This is a genomic window from Thiovibrio sp. Mzg5 (assembly GCF_055379285.1).
In genome coordinates this window covers 1563998-1588429 of record NZ_AP022872.1, presented here as the reverse complement: position 1 = coordinate 1588429, position 24432 = coordinate 1563998, and the positions used below count along the sequence as shown (strand labels likewise).

Here is a 24432-nt window from a genome sequence, read left to right as displayed (position 1 = left end):
TCAGTCGCACTTGCAGGCACAGCCTTCTTTAGCCGGACAGGACGGGGCGGCGTCACCGCTTGCCGGCGAGCAGGATGCGCTTGCCTTGCCGGGGCTGCTGCTGTAACCATCGGAGTACCAGCCCCCGCCTTTCAGCTGGAAGGAACTCCGGGAGATAAGTTTTTTGAGGGTGCCCGTGCAGGCGGGGCAGGTGGTCAGCGGTTTGTCGGACAGGCTCTGCTGCGCCTCGATTACATCCTGGCAGGCTTCACATTGGTATTCGTAGACAGGCATTTCTGGTCCCTCCGTTTTGAGTCCAGTACGGCAATTATGTTAAAAAAAGTGCCGGAAACAGTGGATTTTATTGTTCCCAGCAAAACATCTGCGAAAATACTCTATTTTACAGTATGGCCATTCTCTGAAATGGGATATAATTTAATGCTGGTTGTCTGATCTGTCAATGTCTAGCGATGGATTCCCCGGCGGAACGCGATGGCGGGCTTGTCCCGGAACGAAAATATGAGGAATCGGCGTGCAGAGAATACTGTTAGCCCAGGCTGAGCCGGGAATGATTCTGGCCAAGGAAATTTTGAACCCCGAGGGGATGGTACTCTGCGGGGCCGGCACGGCGTTGAGCGAACCCCTGATCGCACGTCTGGCCGGGTTGGACGTGGTTGATATCACGGTGGACGGGCATCCCGTGAACATCGAGGGGGAAAAGACCCTGCAGGAGGAATTGCAGGAGATCGATTTGCGTTTTCAGCGGGTTGAAGATATCGCGCCGCTCATGTATCTCAAGAAGCGGATTAAAGCAAAGCTGGCGGCCTCGCGGAGTACTGTCTGATGGATGAGCAAAAACGTGCCGAGTTCAAAAAGGTGCTGCGGGAGATAAAAAATCTGCCGACCCTGCCCGGAATCGTTGCCAAGCTGGGCAAGATGGCGGAGAATCCGGACACGACCACCGAGCAGATGGGGAGGGTGATCAGCAAGGATCATATCCTGGCCAGCAAGCTGCTCAAACTGGTCAATTCGGCGTTTTACGGTTTTCCGCAGCGGATCAGCTCCCTGAACAGCGCCATTATTCTTCTCGGTTTTAATGTTATCAAGAGCCTGATTATCAGTGCCTCCATTTTTGAGGTCATGGAGTCGCAGGATGTGGAGCTTTGGGAGCATTCCCTGGGCTGTGCCGTGGTCTGTAACGTTTTAGCCCGACATCTGGGGGTGAAGGACCCGGAAGAGATCAGCACCGCCGGGCTTATCCATGATATCGGCAAGGTTGCCATTAAGATGGAATTGCCCCGGGAGTACGAAATGATCACCGCCCTGTCCCTGGAGAAAAAGATCTCCAGACTTGAGGCGGAACGGGAGATACTGGGGTTGGATCATGCCGAGGTGGGAAGTTGGCTGGCCAAGAGCTGGAACCTGCCCAACAAGCTGGTCGAGCCCATTGCCTGCCATCATGATCCGCAGCTTGCCAAGGAAGAACAGCAGGCCAGCGCCATTGTCCATTTCGCCAATATCCTGATTCGGGGGCTTGGCTATGGCCATGCCGGAGATATCTGGGTGCCGCCGTTGAACAACAAGGCCTGGAAACTCCTGGCCCTTGCCCCCGCCGATATTGATCCCCTGCTGCAGGAGATCGAGGAAAAGCTTTGGGACGTCAAGGGCTTCAGTCTCGATATTCAGTCCAACCCCGAAGGCGCGGCATGAGGATTTTCTCCGTTGTGCGAGTGCCTGAGGTGGAGCGAAAATGTCCCGTATTCTGATTGCCGGCAGCGACTCGCTGATCATGCCGGAATGCCGCCTTCTTCTAGATGCCAAGGGATTTGCGATGAAACATTGTGCGAATCTGCATGATGCCTTGTCGCAGGTGCTGGAAGATCCTCCGGATTTGCTGATAACGGAAAAGGGTTTTTCCGGCAAAAACGGGGATATCGAATTGATCCGGGCCGTGAAGGCCTGTCTGCAAAAGGCCAATATCCCCATTTTTCTGGTCGTGGACGAGAATCAACTCCAGGTTGAGCTGGACTGGGATAATTATCCGGTGGATGACATCATCACCAGGCCGTTTACCCCCGAGGTTCTGCTTACCCGGATCCGCCTCGCCGAATCCCGGATGATTCGGGCCTTTGATAACAACCCCCTCAGTCGGCTTCCTGGCAATACCTCTATCATCCGCGCCATCCAACGGGTGCTGGGGGAATCGGACGGCTATGCGGTCTGCTATGTGGATATCGATAATTTCAAGCCCTATAATGACCGGTATGGTTTCACCCGTGGGGATGAAGTGATCCTCATGGTGGCTCGGGTCATGGTCAATGTGGTGGACGAGCTGGCCAGGAAGGGCAGTTTCGTCGGGCATATCGGCGGGGATGATTTCGTTTTTATTGTCCGGGAAGAGATGGTGGAGGCGGTTTGCAAAAAGATTCTGGCCAATTTCGATCTGGTGCGGAATATGTTCTTGAGTGCGGAAGATATCGCCGTCGGCGAGTTTGTCGGACGCGACCGGCAGGACCGCGAAACACGCTTCGGACTTTTGAGTCTTTCCATCGCGGCGGTGACAACCGGTGGCGGCAGATACACGCATTATGGCGAGGTTTCTTCTGTTGCTTCCCAGCTCAAGCATTGCGTCAAAAAAATGGATGGCAGCAATTATTTGATTGATCGGCGGGATACATAGCAGCCGAGCTGCTGTATGTAGGAAAGTGGCGGCGTAACAAGGCCGAATACAGATGAAACGTGCAGCACCTGCGCCGAATTTGGATGCAGGTGCTTTTTTTTGTACTGATTCTTGCTGGGTGATGTTGTAGATCCCCAGGGAGAGAAAACAGCGCTGTCATGACAAGTAGTTGTCTGGGTAGCAATTGAGCCTGCTTGATGTTGTCTGGAAAAAACTTGCTTTGATGGTTGTTTTGCGCTACGTATAAATCTATATGTTGTTTACTTGTAACGATCAATGGTGGAGGGAGTAAATATGGGAAAATCTCTTGTCGAAATGGCGGCAGATCTGGTTCAGTCGCAATGTGCTTCAAAGGCAATGAATACAGAGGAAATAACCCTGGCGTTGCAATCTACTTTTAATGCGTTGCAGGCGTTGCAGGCAGGCGAAGCAAAACAGCAGGCTGGAATTTCAGAAGGAACTGCCGCGGTAGTTGTTCCTGGCATGAGCCCCGAAAAATCCATCCAGAAAAATAAGATAGTTTGCCTGGAGTGTGGGCAGGAATTCAAGATGCTGTCTCCAAAGCATCTGCGCTCCCATGGTCTGACCGGCAGGGAATACCGGGGGAAATGGGGCTTCCCCCTGCGGCAGCCTCTTTGTGCAAAGTCCCTTTCCGAGCGGCGCAAGAAAGCAGGCAAGGATCGCGGCTTGCCGGATAATTTGCGCAAGGCCATTGCCAAGCGCAAGAAAAACGGCCAGGCCAAGAAGGCGGGCAGCGAGAAGAAATAGCTCCTGCCACCACGGGGTGATCACAGTTGTCCCTCCAGGAGGGCCTCTGACCTGACGGTCAGGGTCCTCCTTTTTTTTGTTAAGGCGCGGCAGATTTTTTGTCGGGGGCGTGAGAGTTGTGCTGCTTCAGGCAAGGCTGTGGATGTTGACTTTTTCCCGAATACACTGCATAGTGCCCGGTGTTTTCGCCTCGTTTCTGGCTTGATGTTATAATTCGTTTATTTTTTTTGGTGAGTGGATTTATGATTGTTGAAATCGCCAAAAGCCGCGATTACAACGGTTGCCGCTGCGCTACTGTAGCTTGTTGATTTTGGGGCCGCGGACTTTTGTGTTTTTGACTTTTATTGCGAGACTTCCATGATTGGTATTTTTGATTCGGGCGTGGGCGGGATGACAGTGGCCAAGGCTGTTGAACAGCTTCTGCCGCAATACCGCATTGCCTATTTCGGCGACCTGGCCCGAACCCCCTATGGTTCCAAGAGCCCGGAAACCATTATCGCCTATGCCCGTCAGAATACGGAGTTTCTCCTCGGCCAGGGGGCAAAGATCATCATTATCGCTTGCAACACCGCAGCCAGCGTAGCTTCGGAAATCCTCCAGCAGGAGTTTTCCGTCCCCATCTTCGAGGTCATCACCCCGGCGGTGCGCAAGGCCGTGGTCACCAGCCGTTCCGGCCGGATCGGGGTGATCGGCACCCGGGCCACCATTAAGAGCGGGGTGTATGAAAAAAAGATCCTGGCCGAGCAACCGGGATACACCGTCTATTCCCAGGCCTGCCCCCTTCTGGTTCCCTTGGTTGAGGAAGGCTGGCTGAACAAGCGGGAAACCAAGATGATCCTCCGCCGTTATCTTCAACCCCTGCGGCTGAGGCAGGTGGATACCTTTGTCCTGGGCTGTACCCATTATCCGCTGTTGAAGGATCTGATCCAACCGCGCATCGGCAAGCGGGTGGCGATTATCGATTCCTCCGAGGTGGTGGCGGAAAGCCTGGCCTCTTTTCTGGACACCAACCCGGCCATCGAGCAGCAGCTCGAACGCAACGGGGTAAGCCATTATTATGTTTCCGATGTGACCGATGCGGCTGTCGATATAGCCAGAAAGGTCTTTGGCCGCCCCATTAACCTGGAAAAGGTTGCCTCGGATATCTTCAACAGGAGTCATTTGTCATGAACCGTATGGATCTCTGCTGCAAATCATTGTTCTCCTTGCTCTTGGGCTTTATTTTTTTGGCGCTTCTTCCCGGTTACGGCCGGTGTGCTGCCCTGACGCCCTTGGAGCTGGCGCAAAAACTTCAGGCCCGCTACGAAGAGACCAAGACCATGACCGCCGACTTTAAGCAGTCGACCTCGGTACCCATGAGCACCCGTAAGCGGCTGGGCGCGGGCAAGGTGGTGATCTTCAAGCCCGGGCGCATCCGCTGGGATTATCAGACGCCGGAACGGCAGGTGTTGATCAGCGACGGCAAGAAGGTCTCCATGTATGTGGCCAATTCCGCCCAGATGATCGTGCAGCCGGTTTCGCAATACATCAACTCCGATGTTACCTATGCCTTCTTTGTCGGCACCGGCAATATTGTCCGTGATTTCAAGGTGCTGCCGCCGGAAAGGCAGGGGGATGCGAATCTCAAGGCGATCAAGCTCGTGCCCAAGATCGCGCATCCGCAGGTGGATTACCTCCATGTCTGGATCGACGAGAATTTCATGGTGCGCCGTCTGGAGATCGTCGATCATTTTGGCAGTATAACCGATCTGGCCTTTTCCAATATCAGCCGCAACGAACCGGTCTCGCCGGAGGTTTTTGTCTTTACCCCGCCGCTGGGCACAGAAATCATCGAGCAGTAAAAAAACGCCCAGCAGCACCGCATCTGCTTTGTCATCGGCCTGCTCGTGTGCACCAGCACACTTCGCAGGCCTCTTTCGCGCATCTGCGGCACTGCTGAACGTTTTTGATCCCGGGGCGAAATTTTTCTCTAATGAATATGAGCAGTGGAAATGGTTGAGAATCCGAGTCAGCCGCACCCTCCGTTTCGTCTGGGGTTAATTGCCATGCCTTGGGCGTTGTTCAACCGGCCCTCTATTCAGTTGGGGACGCTCAAGAGCTATCTGGCTCAGACCGTGCCGGATGTCCAGGTTGCCTGCCTGCATCCCTATCTTGGGTTGGCCAAAGCCCTCGGCCTTGAACTCTATCGGGAAATCTCCCAGGATGTCTGGCTCTGCGAGGGGCTGTACGCCGGGTTGCTCTTTCCGGAGCAGCGTGGGGTGTTGCGCACCTTTCTTGCCAAAAAACTTAAAAATTGCAAGGCTGCGAGCGGTCAGGATATTGAGAGCCTTTGGCAGAAGGTGGATGCCCATCTCCAGTATTGGCTTGCCGGGCAGGACTGGGGGCAGTTCGATCTCGTAGGCTTTTCCGTCTGCTTCAACCAGCTGCTGGCCTCGCTTTTGGCGGCCAAGCGGATTAAGGAGCTGCAACCGCGGCTGCCCATTGTCTTTGGCGGCTCTTCCTGCGTGGCGGAAATGGGCAGCTCTCTGCTGGCAACCTTTCCCTGGCTCGATTATGTGGTGCATGGCGAGGGGGAAATGGTGCTGGCGAACCTCTGCCAGGTGCTGGCCGGACGGCAGGCCTCCCTGGTTCCCCAGATTATGGCCCGAACCCGGCAGGTCAAGGAAGAGGCTTTCAGCGGCGGCCAGTTCAAGACCCTGGCCGAGTTGCCGCCCCCTGACTACGCTGATTATTTCCTTGACCTGCGCCAAGAGTTTGCCGGGGAGCCCTTCGTGCCGGAGCTGCCGGTGGAGTTCTCCCGGGGTTGCTGGTGGGGGAAATGCACCTTCTGCAATCTCAACCTCCAGTGGCACGGCTACCGGGGTAAGAGTGCCGAGCAGATGGAGCAGGAGGTGCTGGGTCTGTCCGAACGGCATGGCTGTCTTGATTTCAGCTTTACGGATAATGTTTTGCCTGGCAGGGAAGCCGCACCATTTTTTGCCAAGATGGCCTCCGGCAAAAAAGATTTTCGTTTTTTTGCCGAACTCCGGGTCAACCAGCGGGGGGAGACCCTCAAAGGCTACCGAGAGGGCGGGCTGGTGGCGGTGCAGGCCGGGATCGAGGCCCTCAGTCAGGGGCTTCTTGAAAAGATGCGCAAGGGAGCCACGGTCATGGAGAACCTGGCCCTGATGAAGGAAAGCCTTGCCCTGGGCATCCGGCTGGACGGGAACCTGATCACCGGTTTTCCTGGGTCCACCGAGGCGGAGGTGGCGGAAACCCTGGCCAACCTTGATTTTGTCCTGCCCTTTACCCCTCTGGCCGCTGCCACCTTTTTTCTCGGTCATGGCTGCGAAGTGGCCTGCAAGCCCAGCGATTACGGCATCAGCGCCATTGTCCAGCATCCCCACAACCGCAAGCTCTTCCCGCCGCACATCTTGCCGGGGCTGACCCTGCTGATCAATGACTATCGCGGGGATCGGGTGCACCAGCGCAGGCTCTGGTTGCCGGTGGTTAAAAAAATCCGAGACTGGCAACGGTTTCATGGGGCAAGGCGAAGTCCTGCTCATCTGGCACCGCCGCTTTCCTACCGGGATGCGGGCAATCTGCTGCTTATCCGGCAGGAACTGCCCGGGCAGGCGACTCTGCATCACCGGTTGCGCGGCACCTCGCGGTCCATCTATCTTGCCTGTGACACAGTGGTCGAATTCGCGGAACTTGCCCGTCTGTTTCCCAAGCTCGGTAAGGCGCAACTGACAACTTTTCTGGAAGAGCTTACGGCAAAACGGTTGCTCTTTGCCCAGGGAACAAGGTACCTTGCCCTGGCGGTACACACAGCAAAGGGGTTATGATGAACACACAACCAACCGGGCAACTCCCCGTGAAAAAATTGGTGCTCGGCGGCTGCCGGAGCGGCAAGAGCCGCTACGCCGAGCAATGGGTTACCCAAAATTTTTCGGACAAGGTTTTTGTCGCCACCCTGGAAGCACGGAACGACGCGGAGATGGACCAGCGCATCGCCCTGCACCTGCAGAGCCGGGGCATAGGCTGGCTGACTGTGGAAGAGCCGCTGGATTTGGTTGGGGTGCTTGAAAAAAACGAGACCGGCTCGGAGGTCTTTTTGGTGGATTGTCTGACCATGTGGCTTACCAATATGATGATGCAGGGCTTCAACGACGAGAAAATCCAGGGGGAGGTTGCCCGGTTGTCTCAGGCCGTGGCTAAGCTCTCCGCCTCGGTGGTGCTGGTTGCCAACGAGGTCGGTCTGGGGATCGTGCCGGAGTCGCCCCTGGGCCGCCGCTTCCGCGATCTGGCCGGCTGGACCAATCAGCAGATGGCTCTGGTCTGTGAGCAGGTGGTTTTCGTGGCTGCCGGCCTGCCTCTGCGACTCAAGGGTTGATATGGAAACGAGCTTGATTAGCGCCCAGGGCGCCCACGGCGGGGATATTCTCTCCATGGCCAAGCGGTTGGGCTGTAGTGTTGGCGATCTCATCGACCTCAGTAGCAATCTCTCCCCGTTGGGCATGGTGCCTGGCTTGCGGGAAGCGCTGGTCGAAAGGCTTCCGGAGATCAGCTTCCTGCCGGAAAGCGGCAGTGAAACCCTGGTCAGGCTCTTTGCCGGGAAATACGGTTGCTCCCCGCAGCAGGTGCTGGCGGGCAACGGCACCACCGAATTTATCTACGCTGTGCCGGGTAGCGTTCAGAGCAGGCGCGCCCTGGTCGTTTCCCCAACCTATGGTGATTACCAGACGGCCTGCAACTGGGCCGGGCTCGCCGTTGATTTTTTCCTCCTGCAAGCGATGGATGATTTCGCCCTTGATTTCAACCGGTTGTCTGCCCGTCTGACCGGGGGCGAGCTGGTGTTTCTTTGTAACCCCAACAACCCCACCGGTAGGGTGGTGGCAAGCCGTGAACTGTTTGATTTCATCCTTGCTCATCCGGCCTCGGAATTTCTCGTCGACGAATCGTACCTGCCCTTTGTCAACGAGCCTTCCCTGGCCGGGTTTCCTCTGCCTGCCAATCTGTTTTTGCTTTGCTCCTCCTCAAAAATTTACGGCATCCCCGGCCTGCGTCTGGGTTTTCTCGTGGCCAACGAGGAAAAGATGGCTCGGTTTGCGGTGCGGCGTAAGCCCTGGGGGGTGAACCGCATGGCTCAGGTGGCAGGGGAGTATCTTCTCGATCATGGTGACTCCTATGTCCAGGCGGTGCGCGATTATCTTGCTCAGGTCCGGCCAGACTTTGTCGCCCGGCTGGCTGCTCTGCCAGGGGTGCAGGTGGTGCCTGGGGCGGCGAATTTTATCCTCTGCCGGTTAGCCGGGGCAATGACCGCCTCCCAGTTGCGGGAGGGTATGCTCCGTGAGCGCATCATGATTCGGGATTGCGGCAACTTTACCGGCCTGGATCCCCACTATTTCCGCGTTTCGTTGCAAGAGGCAGGGCGCAACGAACTGTGCCTCGCCGCGCTCGCCGGGATTCTCGGGGAAAAGCCATGAGAATCGCGATCATCTCCGACACTCACGACCACATTGTCAATCTGCGTTCTGCGGTGAAATACTGCAACGCCTACAGCGTAAGCATGATCATCCACTGCGGCGACCTGATCTCCCCGTTCATGCTCGACGAACTCGCTCGCTTCAGCGGGGCGGTGCATCTGATTTACGGCAACAACATCGGTGATCAGCATGTTATCTCCCAGTCATGCGGGCTCCGTTTTCCCACCATCAGCCACCACGGCATCCTGGGCGCGGTGGAGGCCGGGGGGCTGAAAATCGCCTTTACCCATTATCCGCAGATGGCCAGGGGCATCGCCTGCCAGAGCATGTTTGATGTGGTGTGCTGCGGCCATAATCACCGCTATCAGGTGGAAAAGGTCGGCGATTGCCTGCTGGTCAACCCCGGCGAGCTGTTGGGCAAGGATGAGCAGCCCGGATTCTGTATTTTGCAATGTGAAACAAAAGAGGTGGAAAGGGTGGAGATCGGTTCTGCCATTGACAAGGATTGAAACGAGAAGAGAGAAGCTTCTGTTTCGTAGTTGATAATCATGGAAAAACAACGTGTGAGTAAGGGTGATGACAATGACCGATGATGATAAAAGTTTTGCCGAGATGTTTCAGGAAACAGCCGCCACCACCAAGGAGCGGTTGCGTCCGGGCCAGAAGATCGAGGCCACCGTGGTGCGTATTGCCAAGGAATGGATCTTTCTTGATCTGGGCGCCAAGAGCGAAGGGTCGGTGGCCAAAAATGAATTCACCGATGGTGAGGGCAATCTGACTGTGGCGGAAGGCGACAAGGTACAGGTCTATTTTCTTTCCGAGAAGAGGAACGAACGGTTGTTCACCGCCAAGGTGAGCGGCGGCGCGGTGGCCGGCCATCTTGACGAGGCCTGCCGGAACGGCATCCCGGTTGAGGGCACGGTAACGGCCGAGGTCAAGGGCGGTTTTGATGTCCGCTTCTCCGGCAGCGTCCGGGCCTTTTGCCCCTTTTCCCAGATGGAGATGCGTCGGATCGAAAACGGTGAGGAGTACATCGGCAAGAAATTCGCCTTCCGGGTCACCAAATTCAGCGAACACGGCAAGAACATCGTGGTTTCCCGCCGGGCCTTGCTTGAGGAGGAACGGGCCCAGCAGAAGGAAGCCCTGCAGGAATCCCTGGCTGTCGGCCAGACCGTCACCGGCGTTATCACCTCCATCCGCGATTTCGGCGCCTTTGTCGATATCGGCGGCATCGAGGGGTTGATTCCGGTTTCCGAGATCGCCTGGGGGAGGATCGAGGATATCCACGAGCGGTTGGCCGTAGGTCAGGAAGTGACCGTCACCGTGCTCAAGCTCGATTGGGACCAGGACCGTTACTCTTTCAGCCTCAAGGATTCCCTGCCCAACCCCTGGGAGGAGATCAGCACCATGTTCCCCGAGGGCAGCGTCGTCACCGGCAAGGTTGTCCGTCTCACGGAATTCGGCGCCTTTGTCTCCCTTGCTCCCGGCATCGACGGCCTGGTGCATATCTCCAAGCTGGGAGCGGGACGACGCATCAGTCATCCGCGCGAGGTCGTTCAGGTGGGCGATGCCCTGGAGGTGAAGATCGACAGCGTGGACCCAGAGAAAAAGCGATTGTCCCTCTCCTTGCCCATGCCTGCCAAGGCCGAGGGCCAGGAGGCCGGCAAGGCAGGCGGCAAAAAGGACAAGGGGGCGGGGGAAGGGGAAAACCGGGACGATTTCCGTCAGTACATCGCGGAAAAGAAGAAGGAGGCCGCACCCATGGCCACCTTTGCCGATCTCTTCAACAAGGGACAGAAAAAGTAGGATGGGGCGGCGGCTGGCGTGCTGTTTTTCTCCCGGACCGGGAGAGTTGATTTCAGCGTCAGCAGCTGTCGTTGATGTCCTGGCTGTTTGCCGCCCAGCGGTACAGGTAATCGTTGAGCTTCAGCTGCTGCTCCAGGGTGATGGTGTCCCAGGCCCCGGCTTTGGCGCATTTCGGGGAACGGGTTGCAAAGATCCGGTTCCAGCCCTCCGAATTTTTTGATTCCACCCAGAGAAAGGGGGCGCCTTTGTCATTGTTGCGTGAGTGGCAGCCCTTGCAGGTCTCCTTAAAGAGCTTGCCGCCCTCGCCCCAGGGGCGGCTTTCCCAGTCCAGCGGGCCGTCGCTGAGAACCCGGCAGGTCTGGGTGGTTGCGTCATAACGGGTTTTTGGGGCACCGCTTGCCTGGTTGGCCAAGGCGGGAATAAGCAGCAGGGCGGCGAGGGAAAGTGCGAGGTGCTTCATGGATTCTCCTTTCTGGATGGTTGCCTGAGGAGAAACGGTAGCGCGGGTTTGGGGTTTTGGCAAGAACCAATATCCGGCGTTGGCCTGCTGAATGAGCGCGGTTATTTTTTATCCAGGGCCTTGCGCACCGCTTGGGCCAGCTCCCGCACTGAAACCGGCTTCATCAGGTAGGCCCGGATGCCCATGGCCTTTGCCTGCTCCTTGTTGATCAGCTCGCTGAAGCCGGTGCAAAGGATAACTGGCAGATCAGGGCGCAGGGCCAGCGCCTTTTGGGCCAGCTCGAAGCCGGTCAGGTTGGGCATGGTCATGTCGGTGATCAGCAGGTCAAAGGCCGCAGGATCTTGTTCCACACGGGCCAGGGCCTTCAGGCTGTCGCCGCAAATGGTGACCTGGTAGCCGAGATTTTGCAGGATCACCCGCAGCATGCCGGTGATCATCTCCTCGTCGTCCACCACCAGCAGCCGCTCGGTGCCGGTGGGGATGGTCTCCGGGCAGATCGCCCCGATCGGCAGCACAGCCGCCTCCGCCACCCTGGGCAGATAGACATGGAAATTCGTGCCCCGGCCCGGTTCGCTGTACACGGTGATCTGCCCCTGGTGGCTTTTGACAATGCCGTGGACCACGGAAAGCCCCAGGCCGGTTCCTTCCCCAGTGGGTTTAGTGGTGAAGTAGGGCTCAAAAATTCGGGCCATGGTTGCGTGATCCATGCCGCAGCCGGTATCGCTGACCTCGAGCAGCACATAGTCTCCGGGCGCAAGCTCGAAGCTGGCCACCTTGCTGTCTTCCTCCCCGATGCTCACTTTCATCAGACTCACCCCCAGCACCCCGCCGGTATCTCGCATGGCCTGGTAGGCGTTGGTGCACAGGTTCATGATGATCTGGTGCAGCTGGGTCGGGTCGGCCAGGATGGCGCCGCACTCGGGGGAAATCTCTTCGCGGATTTCGATGGTGGATGGCAGGGAGGCCCGCAGCAGCTTGAGCGCCTCCTTCACCACCAGATGCGGCTGGAGGGGTTTTCGCTCCTTGGGGGATTGTCGGCTGAAAGCGAGAATCTGCTGGACCAGTTCCTTGGCCCGCAGGGCGGCCTTGATGACCTGGTGCAGATCGGCGGCCAGGGCATCCTGCGAGGAAATCCTGGTCAGCGCCAATTCGGTGTAGCCGAGGATGGGGGCCAGGATATTGTTGAAATCATGGGCGATGCCGCCGGCCAGGGTGCCGATGGCCTCCATCTTTTGGGATTGCCTCAGCCGCTCCTCCATCCGCAGCTGTCCGGAGATGTCCTTGGCGATGTGGACAAAGCCGGTAAGTCCTGTTGCGTCGACAAGGGGGAAGGAGGCCGCGGCAAAGGTCTTATTTAGATTCTCATGGCAGATGTTTGCCCGGTGATTGCTCAAATCCGCGCGGGAGAGAACCTCTGGGCACCCGGGGCAAGGCTTGTCTCCCCCCCGGAACAGCTCGTAGCAGTGCTTGCCGATCAGCTCCGCCGGTTCTACCCCGAACAGGGCGCCCGCCGCTTTGTTGGCCCGGATGATCCGCATCTCATGGTCATGGATGGTCACGACATCATCGATGGCGTCAAAGGTTTTTTCCCACTGGTCCTTGATGCTGCGTATTTCAATCTCGGCGAGCTTCTGTTTGAGGATGGCCCAGAAGTTGTTCATGTATTGGGCAAGTTGGTTGGCATCCGTCTGATCGTAGGGCAGTTCCTTATTGCCGACCCCGATGATGGCCACGATGCGTTCCCCGTCAAAAATCGGTACGCTCAGGTGGCGGAGTAGGGGGAAATGGCCTTCCGGGTAGCCCTTGCGGTTGGGGGTATTTGGGTAGTCGTTGTGGATCACCGGTTGGCGGAGGCGGACGCAATCGGCCCAGATTCCGGCCTTCTCCAGCGGATAATGGACCAATTTCGAGGCCGAGCATTCGGCCTGGACCGCTGCCGACCAGGAAAATAGCTCGATGGTTTGCTGATCCTCCTTCATGAAATGAAGATAGCCCACCGTGCTGCCGGTGAGCCGCACCGCCTCGGCCAGGGCTTGGTCGGTCAAGGCGTCCCTGGAGGTCCATGGCCGCTGGGCCAGATCGAGCAGGGCCTTGGCCTGTTCTTCCTCGCGGCGTGTCTTTTCCTCCGCCTCTTTGATGGCCGTGATGTCGGTGGCAATCTCCAGCCGGACCAGACGGCCGTCGATCCAGGGGACGGCCCGGTCATGGATGTGGAACCAGCGACCGGTGACGGTGTTCCGGAACTCCCAGGTGTGGACCTTTGCCGGAGTTCCCGCAGGGGTCAAGAGCAAGCTGTTGGTGCAGAAGGAGCACGGCCCTGTTTGCCCGGCTTGGATGGTCTGCCAGCAGATGGAGCCGGTGATGTCGCCCAGCAGATCCCGGCAGTAACGGTTGGCGAAAAGCACCTCGTAGGTCTGCATGTCGGCCACATAGACCAAGGCCTCCAGGCTGTCCAATACGGTTTTCAGCATGGTATGGGAGGCCATGAGCCGGTGGTGGGTCGCCAGCTGCCGTTCCAGTTGCTGGTTGAGAGAGGTGAAGCGGTTGCTCGCGGTTTTGGCCAAGGAACAGCGGAGAAAGATCAGGGGGGAATCCGTGACCTTTGCCTGAATCCGGTGGCCGAAGCAGCTGTAGCGGAGGATCTGCCCGTCTGGTTTCAGGCGGGAGAGGGAGCCTGGCATTTGCTGTTTGTTTCTGGCGCAGGTGGCAAGATAGCCGGACACCGTCTCGACCGATTCGCGAACAAATTCGCTGAGCTTGTGTCCAGGGGCATTATGAGGGGGCAGGCCGAGCATTGTTGCGCCGGCAGGGTTGGTCGCAGTGATCTCCCCGTTCTTGGTGAGGAGAAAGCAGGCGTCCGGCCATGGCTCGCTCAGTTCGGCAAACAGCTCGGTCAGCATGCCTTAATTTCCGTAATATTCCCGGCCTTGGGCCGCATCGGCTTCGGGGCATTGTTGGGTGTAAACAACAATGCGGCAGTGTCCGCAGTGTTTGGCAATGGTTTCTTCAAGCACCACTTTGGCATAGCCCAGGTTGGCGGCGGTGATGACCCCAAAGACGTTGGAGGTCATCATGCACATGGAGGGACGGTCCTGCACCTTGTCCTCAAAGGGGCAGGTGGAGCTTTCCAGGATGATCTTTTTGCTGTCCTGTTCCACGATGGAAAAGTTGCCGTTGATCCGTTGTTTGAGGTCCACGAGAACCTCCCCCACCTGCTGGCGGTTGAGCGTGGATACTCCCAGCTCCTTGGTGTAGAGGGCATTGATCCAGTCCCCCATGTGCTGGCCAACCAGGCTGATATACCCGGCAGCCTCTTCGTAGCCGACCACCTCTTCCAAGGTGCCGGCCAGTTCACGGATGAGAGTTCTGAGGAAAAGATCCCTGTTCAGCGGGAGAGTGAGTTGCCGCATTGCTGTTGCTTGGTCCATGGCCGCGCTCCTCTGTGGCGGGATATGGGAGCGGAACGGAACGGGGCCCGCTCCAGAAACTGTCTCTAGACAGTATTATCCGGCAGGCGGGGAGGTAAAGTCAAGGGGAAGGTGGGGGGATCAGCGGCTGTCCTGTCGCTGGCGGACGATCTCAAAAAGGATGACGCCCGCGGCCACCGAGGCGTTGAGGGAGTTAAGGCTGCCTGCCATGGGGATGGAGACCAGCTCATCGCACTGCTCGCGGACCAGGGGGCGCATCCCTTTGTCCTCGCCGCCGATGACCAGGCAGACGGGGCCGGAGAATTTGGTCTCGTACACGGTGCGTTTGGCCTCGCCAGCTGCTCCGTAAACCCAGAAGCTTTTCTCCTTAACGGTTTGCAGGGTGGTCACCAGATTGGTGACCAGGCAGAGCTTGAGATGGGCCATGGCCCCGGCTGCGGCCTTGGCTGCGGTGGCGTTGAGCGGGGCCGAACGGTCCTTGGGCAGGATGATGCCGATTGCTCCGGCTGCTGCGGCGCTGCGGATGATGGCCCCCAGATTGTGCGGGTCCTGGATGGAGTCCAGCGCCACGATGAGCGGCTGCTCTGACTCCCCGGCTTTTTTCAACAGCTCATGCAGGCTGCAGGTGGATACGGGCGCTGTTTTTGCCAACACCCCCTGGTGGGTTTTGTCCGGGGAGCTGGGGAAGCGCTGGCCCGGCAGAAAACGGACCTTGACCCCCTGTTCCTGGGCCAGGGCAATGATCTCCTGGATCTTGGCCCCGGCCTTGCCCTGCTGGATAACCACCTCCCGCACCTTTTTTGGCTGAAGCCGCAGCATCTCAAGGATGGGATGGATGCCCCAGAGGAGGTCGTCGGTGTCCGGCTCGTTGCTCATGGTGCCTCCAAAAAAAAGGTCGAGGTTATTGTGCGGTAAAGCCCAGGGCTACGAGGTCGAGGGGTTGGCCATCGGGGTTGCGGCGGGCCTTGCAGCGTTCGGCGATGACCACTGCCCGCAGGACCTCCACCGCCTCATCCAGCCGGTCGTTGATCACCAGATAGTCGTAGTGGTTGGCATCCTCCATCTCGCGGCGGGCATTGTTCAGCCGTAGCTGCACGGTTTCTTCGGGGTCAGTGCCCCTCCCCCGTAACCGTCTTTCCAGCTCAGCCCAGGAGGGCGGGGCGATGAAGAGGAAGATGGCTCCAGGGTGTCCGCAATCACGGAGTTGCCTGGCTCCCTGAACATCGATGTCGAGGAAAACATCAATCCCCTTGGCCTGTTGCGCCTCGATGGCCGCCCGGCTGGTGCCGTAGAGATTGCCATGCACCTCGGCCCACTCGAGAAAGGCCTGTTCGGTGCGCATCCCCTCAAAGGTGGGGCGGTCGACAAAGTGGTACTCTTGGCCGTTGCTCTCGCCGTGGCGCGGGGCGCGGGTGGTGTGCGACACGGAAAAAGCGAGGTTGGGCACCGCGGTCAGCAGTTTTTTGAGGATGGTGGACTTGCCCGCCCCGGAGGGAGCGGAGATGACAAAAAGGTTGCCCCGGCTCATTTATCCGCCTTTTCCGGCTGCTCGTCGTCGCGCCGGTCGTAGGAGGCCATGAAGCGCAGGGTGATGGTTTCCGGCTGCACCGAGGAGAGCAGCACATGGTTGCTGTCGAGGATGATGATGGAGCGGGTCCGGCGGCCTTCGGTGACATCGATGAGCCTTTTCTGCTCCTTGGCCTCTTCCCGCAGTTTTTTCATGGGGGAGGATTTGGGGTTCACCACCGCCAGCACCCTGTTGGCAAGGACGGCGTTGCCAAAGCCCACGTTGATCATTCTCTGGTCTGACATGGTCTTCCCTTATTCGATGTTCTGGATCTGTTCGCGGAGTTTTTCCACCTCGGTTTTCAGCTCCACAGTGAGGTGGGCGGTGGGGGCATCGCTGATCTTCGAGGCCAGGGTGTTGATCTCCCGCAGGAATTCCTGGAGGAGAAAATCAAGCCTGCGGCCCACGGGTTCGTCCGCCGCCAGGAAACCGGAAAATTGGCTGATATGGCTGCGCAGGCGCACCACCTCCTCGGTGACATCCGCCTTGTCGGCCATCATCGCCACCTCCTGGGCCAAGCGGAGAGGGTCAAGGTCAACCCCCTGGAGGAGAATGGCCAACCGCTCCTTGAGCTTCTCGGTTCTGCGCTGGACAATGGCGGGGATATCCTGGGCAATGGTCTCCACGGTTTTGGCAAATTCCTGCAACCGTTGGTGCAACTCGTTCTTGAGCGCGTCGCCTTCTTGCTCCCGCATGGACTGCGCCATGGTCAGGGCCTGGGTAAGGGCCTCGGCGACCTGCGGCCAGACCGCCTCGAGGTCTTCCTCTTCCTCGTGGGCCACGATGATCTCTTTGTAGTTTTGGATCATGGCCAGGGTCGGTCCGTCGGGCAGGGAGAGATCTTGGCGGATCGCTTCCAGGCACTGGTAATAATTGCGGGCCAGCGGCAGGTTGGCGGCCAAACGGATATTGTCGCCCGCCTCGGAGCCGGGATTAACGTAGACATCCACATGGCCTCGGCTGTAGTAGGCGTTGATCTCTTTTTTGATCCGGTCTTCCAGGCCGAGGTATTTGCGGGGGATCTTGATGCTCAGGTCCAGAAACTTGTGGTTCACCGAGCGGATCTCCACGGTCCAGCTTTTTGCCCCGGTCGCTTCGCCCCGGCCGTAACCGGTCATGCTCAACGGTCTTTTCATCCGATGGCCTCAAGAAGTTCGGCGGTGGAGGCAGTGGCCGTGCCTACCTTACCCACCACGATGCCCGCGGCGAAGTTGGCGATGGTGGCGGCATCGGCGGCGGAAAGGCCGACGGCCAGACCCAGGGCCAGGGTGGCGATCACCGTGTCCCCTGCGCCGGTGACATCGTACACCTCCTTGGCCATGGTGGGTATGGTGAAGAGGGGGTGCCCCTTTTCGTACAGGGCCATGCCCGCCTCGCCCCGGGTGATGAGGACCGCGTCGCTGGCCAGCTTTTTCTGGAGGAGATGGGCTGCAATCTCCAGGTCCGCCTCGGTTTTGATCACCATGTCGGCCATGCGCTCGGCCTCGTGCAGGTTGGGGGTGATGATGGTGGCGCCGCGGAAGCGTTCCGGGTGCTGGGGCTTGGGGTCGATGATCAGCGGGATGTCTCGTTCCTTGAGCCGGCTCCGCAGATGGTCCATCAGGGGCAGGTTGATCATGCCCTTATTGTAGTCGGAGACGATGACCGCGTCGAAGTTCTCCAGATTGTCGTCGATGAAGCGGCAGATCTCCGCCAGCCGCTCCGGACTTGGCTCCCCGGTTTTTTCCCGGTCGAAGCGGACCACCTGCTGGTGCTGGGCCACGATCCGGGTCTTGAGGGTGGTGGGGCGGTTGGAGGTGCGGACGATCCCCGTGGCAGGGGAGCCGATTTCCGCCAGCAGACTCAAAAGATGGTCGCCCATGGCATCGTTGCCGATTAGGCCGCAGAGGGAGGCGCGGCTGTTCTGGGCGTAGATGTTGTGCAGGACGTTGGCCGCCCCGCCCAACAGCAGGTTTTCGTGGGTGACATCCACCACCGGCACCGGTGCTTCCGGAGAGATCCGGGAAACAGAGCCCCAGATGAAGTGATCGACAATGATGTCGCCGAGCACCAGAATGTTGGCGGAGCTGAATTTACCAACCGCATCGCGCAGCTGTTTTTTCTTTGTACTGGACAGGGTCACGGACCGGCTCCTGAGATCATTGAGTAGAGAAGGTACGGCTGGCGCAACAAGGCGCAACCAGCTGGAAGGATACAAGAAACGCAATTATAGACCGCTTTGGGGGTCTTGGGCAAGCAAAGAAATGGGCTTTTGGTCGCTTCTGCCATGGGTATGGATAAAAAAAGGCCCTGCCGGGGGGAGGAACCGGCAGGGCCTTGCACAGAAAAACAGCTGCGGGGGGGCAGCTGTTTTTTAAGGAGCGGTAGGATTAGTCCTTGATCTCACACTTGCCCTGCTCGCATTCCACATCGGCGATCAGGACGCGGCTCTTGAGCCCGGCTTTGTCCAGGGCGGCTTTGGCCATTTCCGCCCGGGCTCCGGTGGAGCAATGGATCAGCATCTCCTTGCCCTTGGGCAATTCGCCGATCCGTTTTTCGATTTCGTCCAGGGGGATGGAGATGGAGTTTTTGAAGGCGCCGGTCTGCACCTCGTCCTTGGTGCGGACATCGAGGATCACCTGCGTGGCGCTGCCGTCCATGGCCTTCTTGAACTCAGCCAGGGAGACCTCGCCCTTGCCCATCTGCCGGACCCAGGTGATGGCAGCAGGGGTGGGCCCCTTGGCCAGCTTGTTGCTCTTGGCTGCCCAGGATTTTTCGCCGCCCGGCCAGATGGAGATCGTCTTGACGCCCCATTTCTTGATCATGTTGTAGCCTTTTTGCGCCTCGACAAAGGAGTTGGCGTAGACCACGGTGGGGGCTTTGATCGGGAAACCATCCTCTTTTGCAGCCAGCGAGGCCAGGGGGATGTTGTGTGCTTTGGGAATATGGCCCGCTTCGTATTCCTCCTTGGAGCGCAGATCGATCAGGACGATGTTGCCTGTCTGGACAAATTTTTCCGAGGCGGTCACGCTCTTGCCGGCCTTTTTCCAGCCGGGGATGCCTTGGAGCATGACATGGAGATTGGTGTAGCCCATCTGCTTGGCCATGTTCGCGGCGCTGGGGCTCATGCCGCAGGTGGGCCCGCCGCAGTAGAAGATGAGCTGGGTGTTGTTGAGCTTTGCATCGCCGGGCAGGAAGGCTGCGCCGGTATCCTTCATGACCGTCTCGGGGATGGAGATGGCGGTGGGGATATGTCCTTCATGGTAACGGGCCGCCGGCCTGGAGTCGATCAGCACGTAATTGCCCTCGTCCGGGCCCACGGCGATGAGCTTGGCCAACTCGTCGGTCTTGATTTCCTTTACGCCTTCCGGCAGGGTGGCAAGCTTGGGCTTGATGTCGGTGGCGTATCTGTCGCTGCCGCGCATTTCAAACTGGATGATCGAGGCTTCGCCCTCCACCGCGTGGTCTACGCCTGCGGTTTTGTCATCGAACTTGACGAATTCGTTTTTGCCGTTCACCTCGATGGTGATGGTCTTGGCCTTGTTGGATTTGCCGGTGACCTTGCCGGTAAAGGTGTTGGTGCTCTGGGCGGTCTGCGGTGCCGGGTCCGCGGCAAGGGCCAAGGAGCCGGAGAGGTTCGGGCTGCCGACCAGAAGGCCGGTAAACAGCAGGAATGGAAGCCATCTGCGCAACTGCTTGTTCTGCATGATCGTTCTCCTTGAAAAAATAATGATTATTCGGGTTGGTTCACTGGATTTTTGGGTTGTTTTTTTTCTGTCTTTCGCTTGGCGAAAGCCGGTTCAGGGCTTTGTGTACGCTGTTGAGCAAGGTTTCCGGCTCGAACGGCTTGGCGATGCAAGCCAGGCAGCCATTTTTTTGCAAGGCATCGACCGTCTGATCGCGGATCTCTTCCGCCAGAACGAGATAGGGCATGGCAAAATTGCTGGCAGAGAGGGCATGCATGAAGGCGCGGCACGCCTCCGGTGAGGCTGAATCCAGGTCAACGATCAGCAGATCAACGGGCTCCTGGGCGTTGTGCAAAGCCCTGGCCAGGGTCAGCGCCTCTTCCGTGGTCTCGGCAAGGCTTACCCGGTAATCCGCCTGTTTGAGCATGAGCCCGAGGCTGTGTTGCAGGTTGGGCCTGCTTTCTGCAAGAAGAATGTGTCGTCTGGCCATGGGCTCGGTGGTGTAAAGGTATTTTGCTAAAAAAACGGTGTTGTCGGTGACGCCCGTGATTAAAGCAAGATGGGTGCCATGGATGGGCAATAAGACGTATCTTGCTGAAATATTGCAGGATGTTGTGTGTGGCTGGTGGGGGGAATTTGGGCAATGGGTGCAAGGAGGTTTGCGCTGGAGAGTGGCAGCTTAAAGCTGCGGAGCGAGGGTTGAGGGCCGCGACGGCTTGCTCTTAGCCCTACTCCCCCCGGTCCGCCTGTTTGAGCCGCCAGTTGAGGGCCTGCCGGGTGATGCCGAGCATCTCCGCGGCAATGGCCTGGTTGCCTTTGGCCCGGTTCAGGGCCTCCAGTACCAGGAGATAACCCGCCTCTCTGATGGAGGGGAGCTTAAGAAGATCGGCGAATGGGGTCCGGGTTTCCGGATGCCTTTTGACCTCCTCTTCCAGGTTGGGCCGCCTGAGTCGGAGATACTCCTTGAAGGAATCCATGGACAGGGTGCGGTTTTTGTGCGTGCTCACTGCGTCAAAGGTCATGTTTTTGAGTTCCCGGATATTGCCGGGAAAATCATAGGTGCCCAAGAGGGAGATCAGCTCCTTGGGGAAGGCAGGCTTCTTCTTGTTGAGCTTGGCTGCGGCCTCCTCGAAAAAGTAATCGATCAGCAGGGGCAGGTCATCAAGCCTTTCCCGCAGGGGAGGGATATGGATGCGGTGGGCATGGAGCCGGTAGTAGAGATCCTTGCGGAAGGTGTTGTTTTCCTGCATCTCCTCGAGGTTCTGGTGGGTGGCGAAGATCATTCGGCAATCGGTGCGTTTGGGGATGTCCGAGCCCAGGGGCAGATACTCCCGTTCTTGGAGGAGGCGGAGCAGTTTGGTCTGCGAGAGCTGGGAGAGATCGCCGATTTCGTCGAGAAACAGGGTGCCGCCCGCAGCCTGCTCGATAAGGCCCCGCCGGGTCTGCTCCGCCCCGGTGAAGGCGCCCTTTTTGTGGCCGAACAGGGTGTCGGCGAACATGGTGTCGTCCAGGCCCGCCACATTGAGCGGAACAAACTCGCCCTTCCGATTGCTTAAGGCGTGCAGGGCTTGGGCAATGAGTTCCTTGCCCACCCCGGTTTCCCCGGAGATCAGCACCGGCTCGCTGGTGTCGGCAATGGACTCCACGTACTGGAAGATGGAGCGCATCCCCTTGTTGTGGGTGGTGATTCGGCTGAAGGCCTCGGGGTGATCCAGGGTGTCCTTGAGGAAATGTTCCTTGAGCAGATCGTTTTCCTGACGCAACCGGCTGAGGTCAACGGCCCGTTGCACCCCGGCGATGAGGCGGGTCTCCTCGCTGACCTTGGTGTAGTAGTCAAAGGCCCCGAGTTTCATGCACCGTACCGCAGTATCCACCAGATCAAGGCCGGTGATGATGATCACCGGAATCTGCGGGTATTCGCGCACGATATTCGGCAGCAGCTCTTCCCCGGAGAGATGGGGCATGGTGAGATCAAGAACGATCACTCCCACCTTCTCGCTGGCCAGGATATCCATGACCTTGCGGCTGTCGGCGCAGCAGCGGATATTGCTGAGTCCTTCGGAGCGCAGGGTCAGGCTGAAGCTGTGCAGCCAGGCCTCTTCATCATCCACGAGCAGGATGGGGCGCAAAGGGGAAAGCTGCTTGTCCATGAAAAAATCCTCCTGAAATTTCGGACTGGCGCAGGGCCAGGGGGGGTACAATTGAGCCTACCCGGCTTGCGTTGTTTTGTCATCCGTCTCTTCCCGCCAGAGCGGAAAGGAGATGGTCGCGGTGGTGCCTGCCTCCGGGCTTGAGCTGAAGCGCAGCCTGCCCAGGTGTTCCTTGATGATCCCTGCGGAGACCGAGAGGCCGAGGCCGGTGCCGCCGTATGACCGTTTGGTGGTGAAGAAAGGGTCGGTGATCTGGTTGATGATTTCCTCGGCAATCCCGGTGCCCTGGTCGTGGACGCACACCTCTACCTCTTCGCTGTTTGCGTCATAGCGCGAGGCGATGGATATGGCCGCATCTTGGTTGGCCAGGGCCTCGCAGCTGTTCTGGATCAGGTTGATCAGCACCTGCTCCAGCCGTTGGCGGTTGCCCCGGATGGGCGGCAGGTTTGGGGTCAGATCGGTGCTGAAATTTCGGGTGGCGTTCTTGATCTTGTTGTGGTTGAGGCGTACCGCAGCCCGGGCGATCTCGTTGAGATCCACCGGTTCCATGTGGCGGGTGGTGTCCTGTCGGGCGTAATCCTTGAGATCGTGGACGATATTCTTGATGCGCCGGGCGCTTTCTTCCAGCTCCAGAAAAAGGCGGGGGATCTGTTCGCACATCTCGCTGTATTGCAGCCCGGCAACGAGAAAATCCCCGTTTTCGCGGTAGTATTCGTCGAGAATCGGCTTGGCGCTTTCCCAGGCCTTGAAGAGCATGGAGGTGTTGAGCATGGCGATGCTGTTGGGGTTGTTGATTTCGTGGGCCACCCCGGAGATGAGCACGCCCAGCGAGATCATCTTGTCCGCCTGGACCAACTGCTGCTGCTGGAGCCGGGTCTCGTCCTCGGTCCGCCTGCGTTCGGTGATGTCCCGGATGATCCAGATGGAGTTCCACTTATCCTTGATCCTGGCCTCGGAAAGCGAGAGCTCGATGGGCAGTTCAGTGCCGTCCTTGCGCCGGGTGATCAGCTCGATGGTTTCGCGGATGGGTCCGTCGCTCACCGGTTTTTCTTCGATTGCGCCCCGTTGGCCGGATTCGGAAAGCCGCGGGGAGATCAGGGTGTGGATCGGCTTGCCCAGAGCCTCGGCGGCACTAAAGCCGAAGATCTCTGCGGCGGCCTCGTTCCAGTAGGAAATATTGCCGCGATGGTCCATCATGGCGATGGCGTCCTGGGCCGAGGCGGTGAGGTTTCTAAACTTGTCCTCGCTTTGCCGCAGGTCGGCTTCAGCCTCCTGCTGCCGGGTTCTGGTGATTGCATAGCGGCGGGCCAGGGTGGTGAGTTCCTCGGCCAGATTGACCACCTCCCTGGGGCCGGTCCAGCTGAATTGTACGTTCTCCTCCCCCTTGTTGAGGATGGAGTCCAGGCCGGTGAGGATCGTATCCTTGATCCGGTCGATTTTTTTGGCGATGGCGTTGGCAATGAGCGCGACGATGATGCCGATGCTGATCACGATCCAGACAATGTTGTAGATCAGGGAAAGCTTCCATTCCCGGGCCGCGCTGCGGTCCACGGGCGAACCGAGCCACAGGGTCGGGGGGAGATGGTCGTTGAAGATGAGCGGCAGCCAGATAAGGCTGTGGCCGGAAGCATTTTCCCAGACAAAGGGGCGGTTGTCCGCCATGGGGGCGGCAAGGCCGGGGAAGAGGGCAAGGAGGTTGGCGCCGGAGGCGATGGGGTGCGCGGTGTCCAGTTCGGGAAAGGCGGTCGGGGCATGGACAATGGCGCCCGCAGGCGTTGCCCAGCAGGCATTTCCTTGGGCCTCGAGGAAGAGGTCTGGGGCGATCTCCATGATGACCACGCCCGTTACGGCGCCATCTCTGCCAGGAATTGGGGTTGTCAGGCTCAGGCGGTTGGCGGCGGGATCGTCCGGGTCCTTGCTCAGGAGGGTGTCGACCTCGGATTCCTTGAGCGCCAGCCCTTTTCGGAACAGCGGGGTCTGTGCCGCATTATCAGTGGGTTCGTCTGGGGCAACTTCCAGGGAGCCGTTATTCCGGCGGAGGTGGACCAGTTGGCTGCCGGAGGCGTCGAGCAGGCGGACCCCGAGAATCACCTTTTCCGTATTCATTTGGCCGATGAGCAGGTCTGCCAGCCGCTGGCGTTTAACTGGGTCCAGGGGCAACGGGGTAAGCCCCGCGATCATGGGGGTGGCCGCCGTCTGGAGGAGGCTTTTCCGGATGCATTTCACTCTGGCATTGAGGGAAACAAAGCTGCTTTCGGCCCCGGCGGCGGTCCGTTTTTTCTCCACCGTTTCATGTTGGTTGATGTGGGAGCGAAGATTGACCCCGACCAGGGTGAGGATGGGCAGGATGCCAAGGGCAAGGAGGATGATGAAGATGATGGTCCGCAGTCTCATGGGGTGCCTTGGCTATGGAATATGGTTGCGTAAAGGACTGGGCTCTGTTTTTTTGAGGGAAAGAGGA

General features: G+C 58.6%; 24 protein-coding genes. 11 read left to right on the top strand and 13 right to left on the bottom strand.

All coding sequences use genetic code 11. The features are described 5' to 3' along the window. A complete protein-coding gene (locus ACZ46D_RS07165) occupies window positions 1-273 on the bottom strand; it encodes an FmdB family zinc ribbon protein (protein WP_464926772.1) in 273 nt (90 codons plus the stop codon). Window positions 274-511: 238 nt separating this feature from the next. Here ACZ46D_RS07165 and ACZ46D_RS07160 point away from each other — a divergent pair, with 238 nt between their 5' ends. The 11 genes from ACZ46D_RS07160 (at window position 512) to rpsA (ending at window position 10701) form a co-directional block, all read left to right on the top strand. Then, window positions 512-823, top strand: coding sequence for a hypothetical protein (locus tag ACZ46D_RS07160; protein WP_464926771.1), 312 nt, complete (start codon window positions 512-514; stop codon window positions 821-823). Further along, complete coding sequence (locus tag ACZ46D_RS07155) at window positions 823-1689, top strand: HDOD domain-containing protein (protein WP_464926770.1); 867 nt, start codon at window positions 823-825, stop codon at window positions 1687-1689. The genes ACZ46D_RS07160 and ACZ46D_RS07155 overlap by 1 nt, the downstream gene beginning before the upstream one ends. Window positions 1690-1729: 40 nt before the next feature. After that, window positions 1730-2659: a GGDEF domain-containing response regulator gene (locus tag ACZ46D_RS07150; protein WP_464926769.1), complete on the top strand. Its 930-nt coding sequence runs from the start codon at window positions 1730-1732 to the stop codon at window positions 2657-2659. A gap of 276 nt (window positions 2660-2935) precedes the next feature. Further along, a complete protein-coding gene (locus tag ACZ46D_RS07145; protein WP_464926768.1) occupies window positions 2936-3427 on the top strand; it encodes a Ros/MucR family transcriptional regulator in 492 nt (163 codons plus the stop codon). Between the two features lie 357 nt (window positions 3428-3784). Further along, window positions 3785-4597, top strand: coding sequence for a glutamate racemase (murI, locus tag ACZ46D_RS07140; protein ID WP_464926767.1), 813 nt, complete (start codon window positions 3785-3787; stop codon window positions 4595-4597). After that, window positions 4594-5268 (top strand): outer membrane lipoprotein periplasmic chaperone LolA, encoded by a 675-nt coding sequence (lolA, locus tag ACZ46D_RS07135; protein WP_464926766.1) that lies wholly within the window; start codon window positions 4594-4596, stop codon window positions 5266-5268. The genes murI and lolA overlap by 4 nt, the downstream gene beginning before the upstream one ends. 150 nt (window positions 5269-5418) lie before the next feature. Then, window positions 5419-7254, top strand: coding sequence for a RiPP maturation radical SAM C-methyltransferase (locus ACZ46D_RS07130; RefSeq protein ID WP_464926765.1), 1836 nt, complete (start codon window positions 5419-5421; stop codon window positions 7252-7254). Then, the gene (gene cobU, locus ACZ46D_RS07125) at window positions 7251-7802 is read left to right on the top strand and encodes a bifunctional adenosylcobinamide kinase/adenosylcobinamide-phosphate guanylyltransferase (RefSeq protein ID WP_464926764.1); all 552 of its coding nucleotides are present in this window, start codon (window positions 7251-7253) and stop codon (window positions 7800-7802) included. Before ACZ46D_RS07130 ends, cobU begins: the two co-directional genes overlap by 4 nt. Window position 7803: 1 nt before the next feature. After that, on the top strand, window positions 7804-8895 hold the full coding sequence (locus ACZ46D_RS07120) for a pyridoxal phosphate-dependent aminotransferase (RefSeq protein ID WP_464926763.1): 1092 nt from the start codon (window positions 7804-7806) through the stop codon (window positions 8893-8895). Continuing rightward, the gene (locus tag ACZ46D_RS07115) at window positions 8892-9404 is read left to right on the top strand and encodes a YfcE family phosphodiesterase (protein ID WP_464926762.1); all 513 of its coding nucleotides are present in this window, start codon (window positions 8892-8894) and stop codon (window positions 9402-9404) included. Before ACZ46D_RS07120 ends, ACZ46D_RS07115 begins: the two co-directional genes overlap by 4 nt. 73 nt (window positions 9405-9477) lie before the next feature. Beyond that, window positions 9478-10701, top strand: coding sequence for a 30S ribosomal protein S1 (gene rpsA / locus ACZ46D_RS07110; RefSeq protein WP_464926761.1), 1224 nt, complete (start codon window positions 9478-9480; stop codon window positions 10699-10701). 58 nt (window positions 10702-10759) lie between these two features. Here the strand turns inward: rpsA and ACZ46D_RS07105 are convergent, their stop codons facing one another. The 12 genes from ACZ46D_RS07105 to ACZ46D_RS07050 all read right to left on the bottom strand — a co-directional run bounded on the left by ACZ46D_RS07105 (window position 10760) and on the right by ACZ46D_RS07050 (window position 24365). Beyond that, a complete protein-coding gene (locus tag ACZ46D_RS07105; RefSeq protein ID WP_464926760.1) occupies window positions 10760-11161 on the bottom strand; it encodes a hypothetical protein in 402 nt (133 codons plus the stop codon). Between the two features lie 101 nt (window positions 11162-11262). Continuing rightward, window positions 11263-14061 carry a GAF domain-containing protein gene (locus ACZ46D_RS07100; protein ID WP_464926759.1) on the bottom strand — a complete coding sequence of 933 codons (2799 nt, stop codon included), beginning with the start codon at window positions 14059-14061 and terminating at the stop codon, window positions 11263-11265. A 3-nt stretch (window positions 14062-14064) separates the two neighbouring features. Further along, a complete protein-coding gene (locus ACZ46D_RS07095) occupies window positions 14065-14589 on the bottom strand; it encodes a methanogen output domain 1-containing protein (RefSeq protein WP_464926758.1) in 525 nt (174 codons plus the stop codon). A 120-nt stretch (window positions 14590-14709) separates the two neighbouring features. Next, window positions 14710-15465 (bottom strand): 23S rRNA (guanosine(2251)-2'-O)-methyltransferase RlmB, encoded by a 756-nt coding sequence (gene rlmB, locus ACZ46D_RS07090; RefSeq protein WP_464926757.1) that lies wholly within the window; start codon window positions 15463-15465, stop codon window positions 14710-14712. A 25-nt stretch (window positions 15466-15490) separates the two neighbouring features. Next, window positions 15491-16117, bottom strand: coding sequence for a guanylate kinase (gmk, locus tag ACZ46D_RS07085; RefSeq protein ID WP_464926756.1), 627 nt, complete (start codon window positions 16115-16117; stop codon window positions 15491-15493). Beyond that, window positions 16114-16401 (bottom strand): DUF370 domain-containing protein, encoded by a 288-nt coding sequence (locus ACZ46D_RS07080; protein ID WP_464926755.1) that lies wholly within the window; start codon window positions 16399-16401, stop codon window positions 16114-16116. The genes gmk and ACZ46D_RS07080 overlap by 4 nt, the downstream gene beginning before the upstream one ends. A gap of 9 nt (window positions 16402-16410) precedes the next feature. Next, on the bottom strand, window positions 16411-17292 hold the full coding sequence (locus ACZ46D_RS07075) for a YicC/YloC family endoribonuclease (protein ID WP_464926754.1): 882 nt from the start codon (window positions 17290-17292) through the stop codon (window positions 16411-16413). Next, window positions 17289-18278: a D-glycero-beta-D-manno-heptose-7-phosphate kinase gene (rfaE1, locus tag ACZ46D_RS07070; RefSeq protein WP_464926753.1), complete on the bottom strand. Its 990-nt coding sequence runs from the start codon at window positions 18276-18278 to the stop codon at window positions 17289-17291. The genes ACZ46D_RS07075 and rfaE1 overlap by 4 nt, the downstream gene beginning before the upstream one ends. A gap of 247 nt (window positions 18279-18525) precedes the next feature. Then, window positions 18526-19842, bottom strand: a complete 1317-nt coding sequence (locus ACZ46D_RS07065; RefSeq protein ID WP_464926752.1) for a rhodanese-like domain-containing protein — start codon at window positions 19840-19842, stop codon at window positions 18526-18528. A gap of 40 nt (window positions 19843-19882) precedes the next feature. Continuing rightward, on the bottom strand, window positions 19883-20311 hold the full coding sequence (locus ACZ46D_RS07060) for a response regulator (protein ID WP_464926751.1): 429 nt from the start codon (window positions 20309-20311) through the stop codon (window positions 19883-19885). Window positions 20312-20549: 238 nt separating this feature from the next. After that, entirely contained in the window at window positions 20550-21971 is a 1422-nt protein-coding gene (locus ACZ46D_RS07055) for a sigma-54-dependent transcriptional regulator (protein WP_464926750.1), read from the bottom strand. A gap of 57 nt (window positions 21972-22028) precedes the next feature. Next, a complete protein-coding gene (locus tag ACZ46D_RS07050; RefSeq protein ID WP_464926749.1) occupies window positions 22029-24365 on the bottom strand; it encodes a sensor histidine kinase in 2337 nt (778 codons plus the stop codon). Window positions 24366-24432 lie beyond the last annotated feature (67 nt).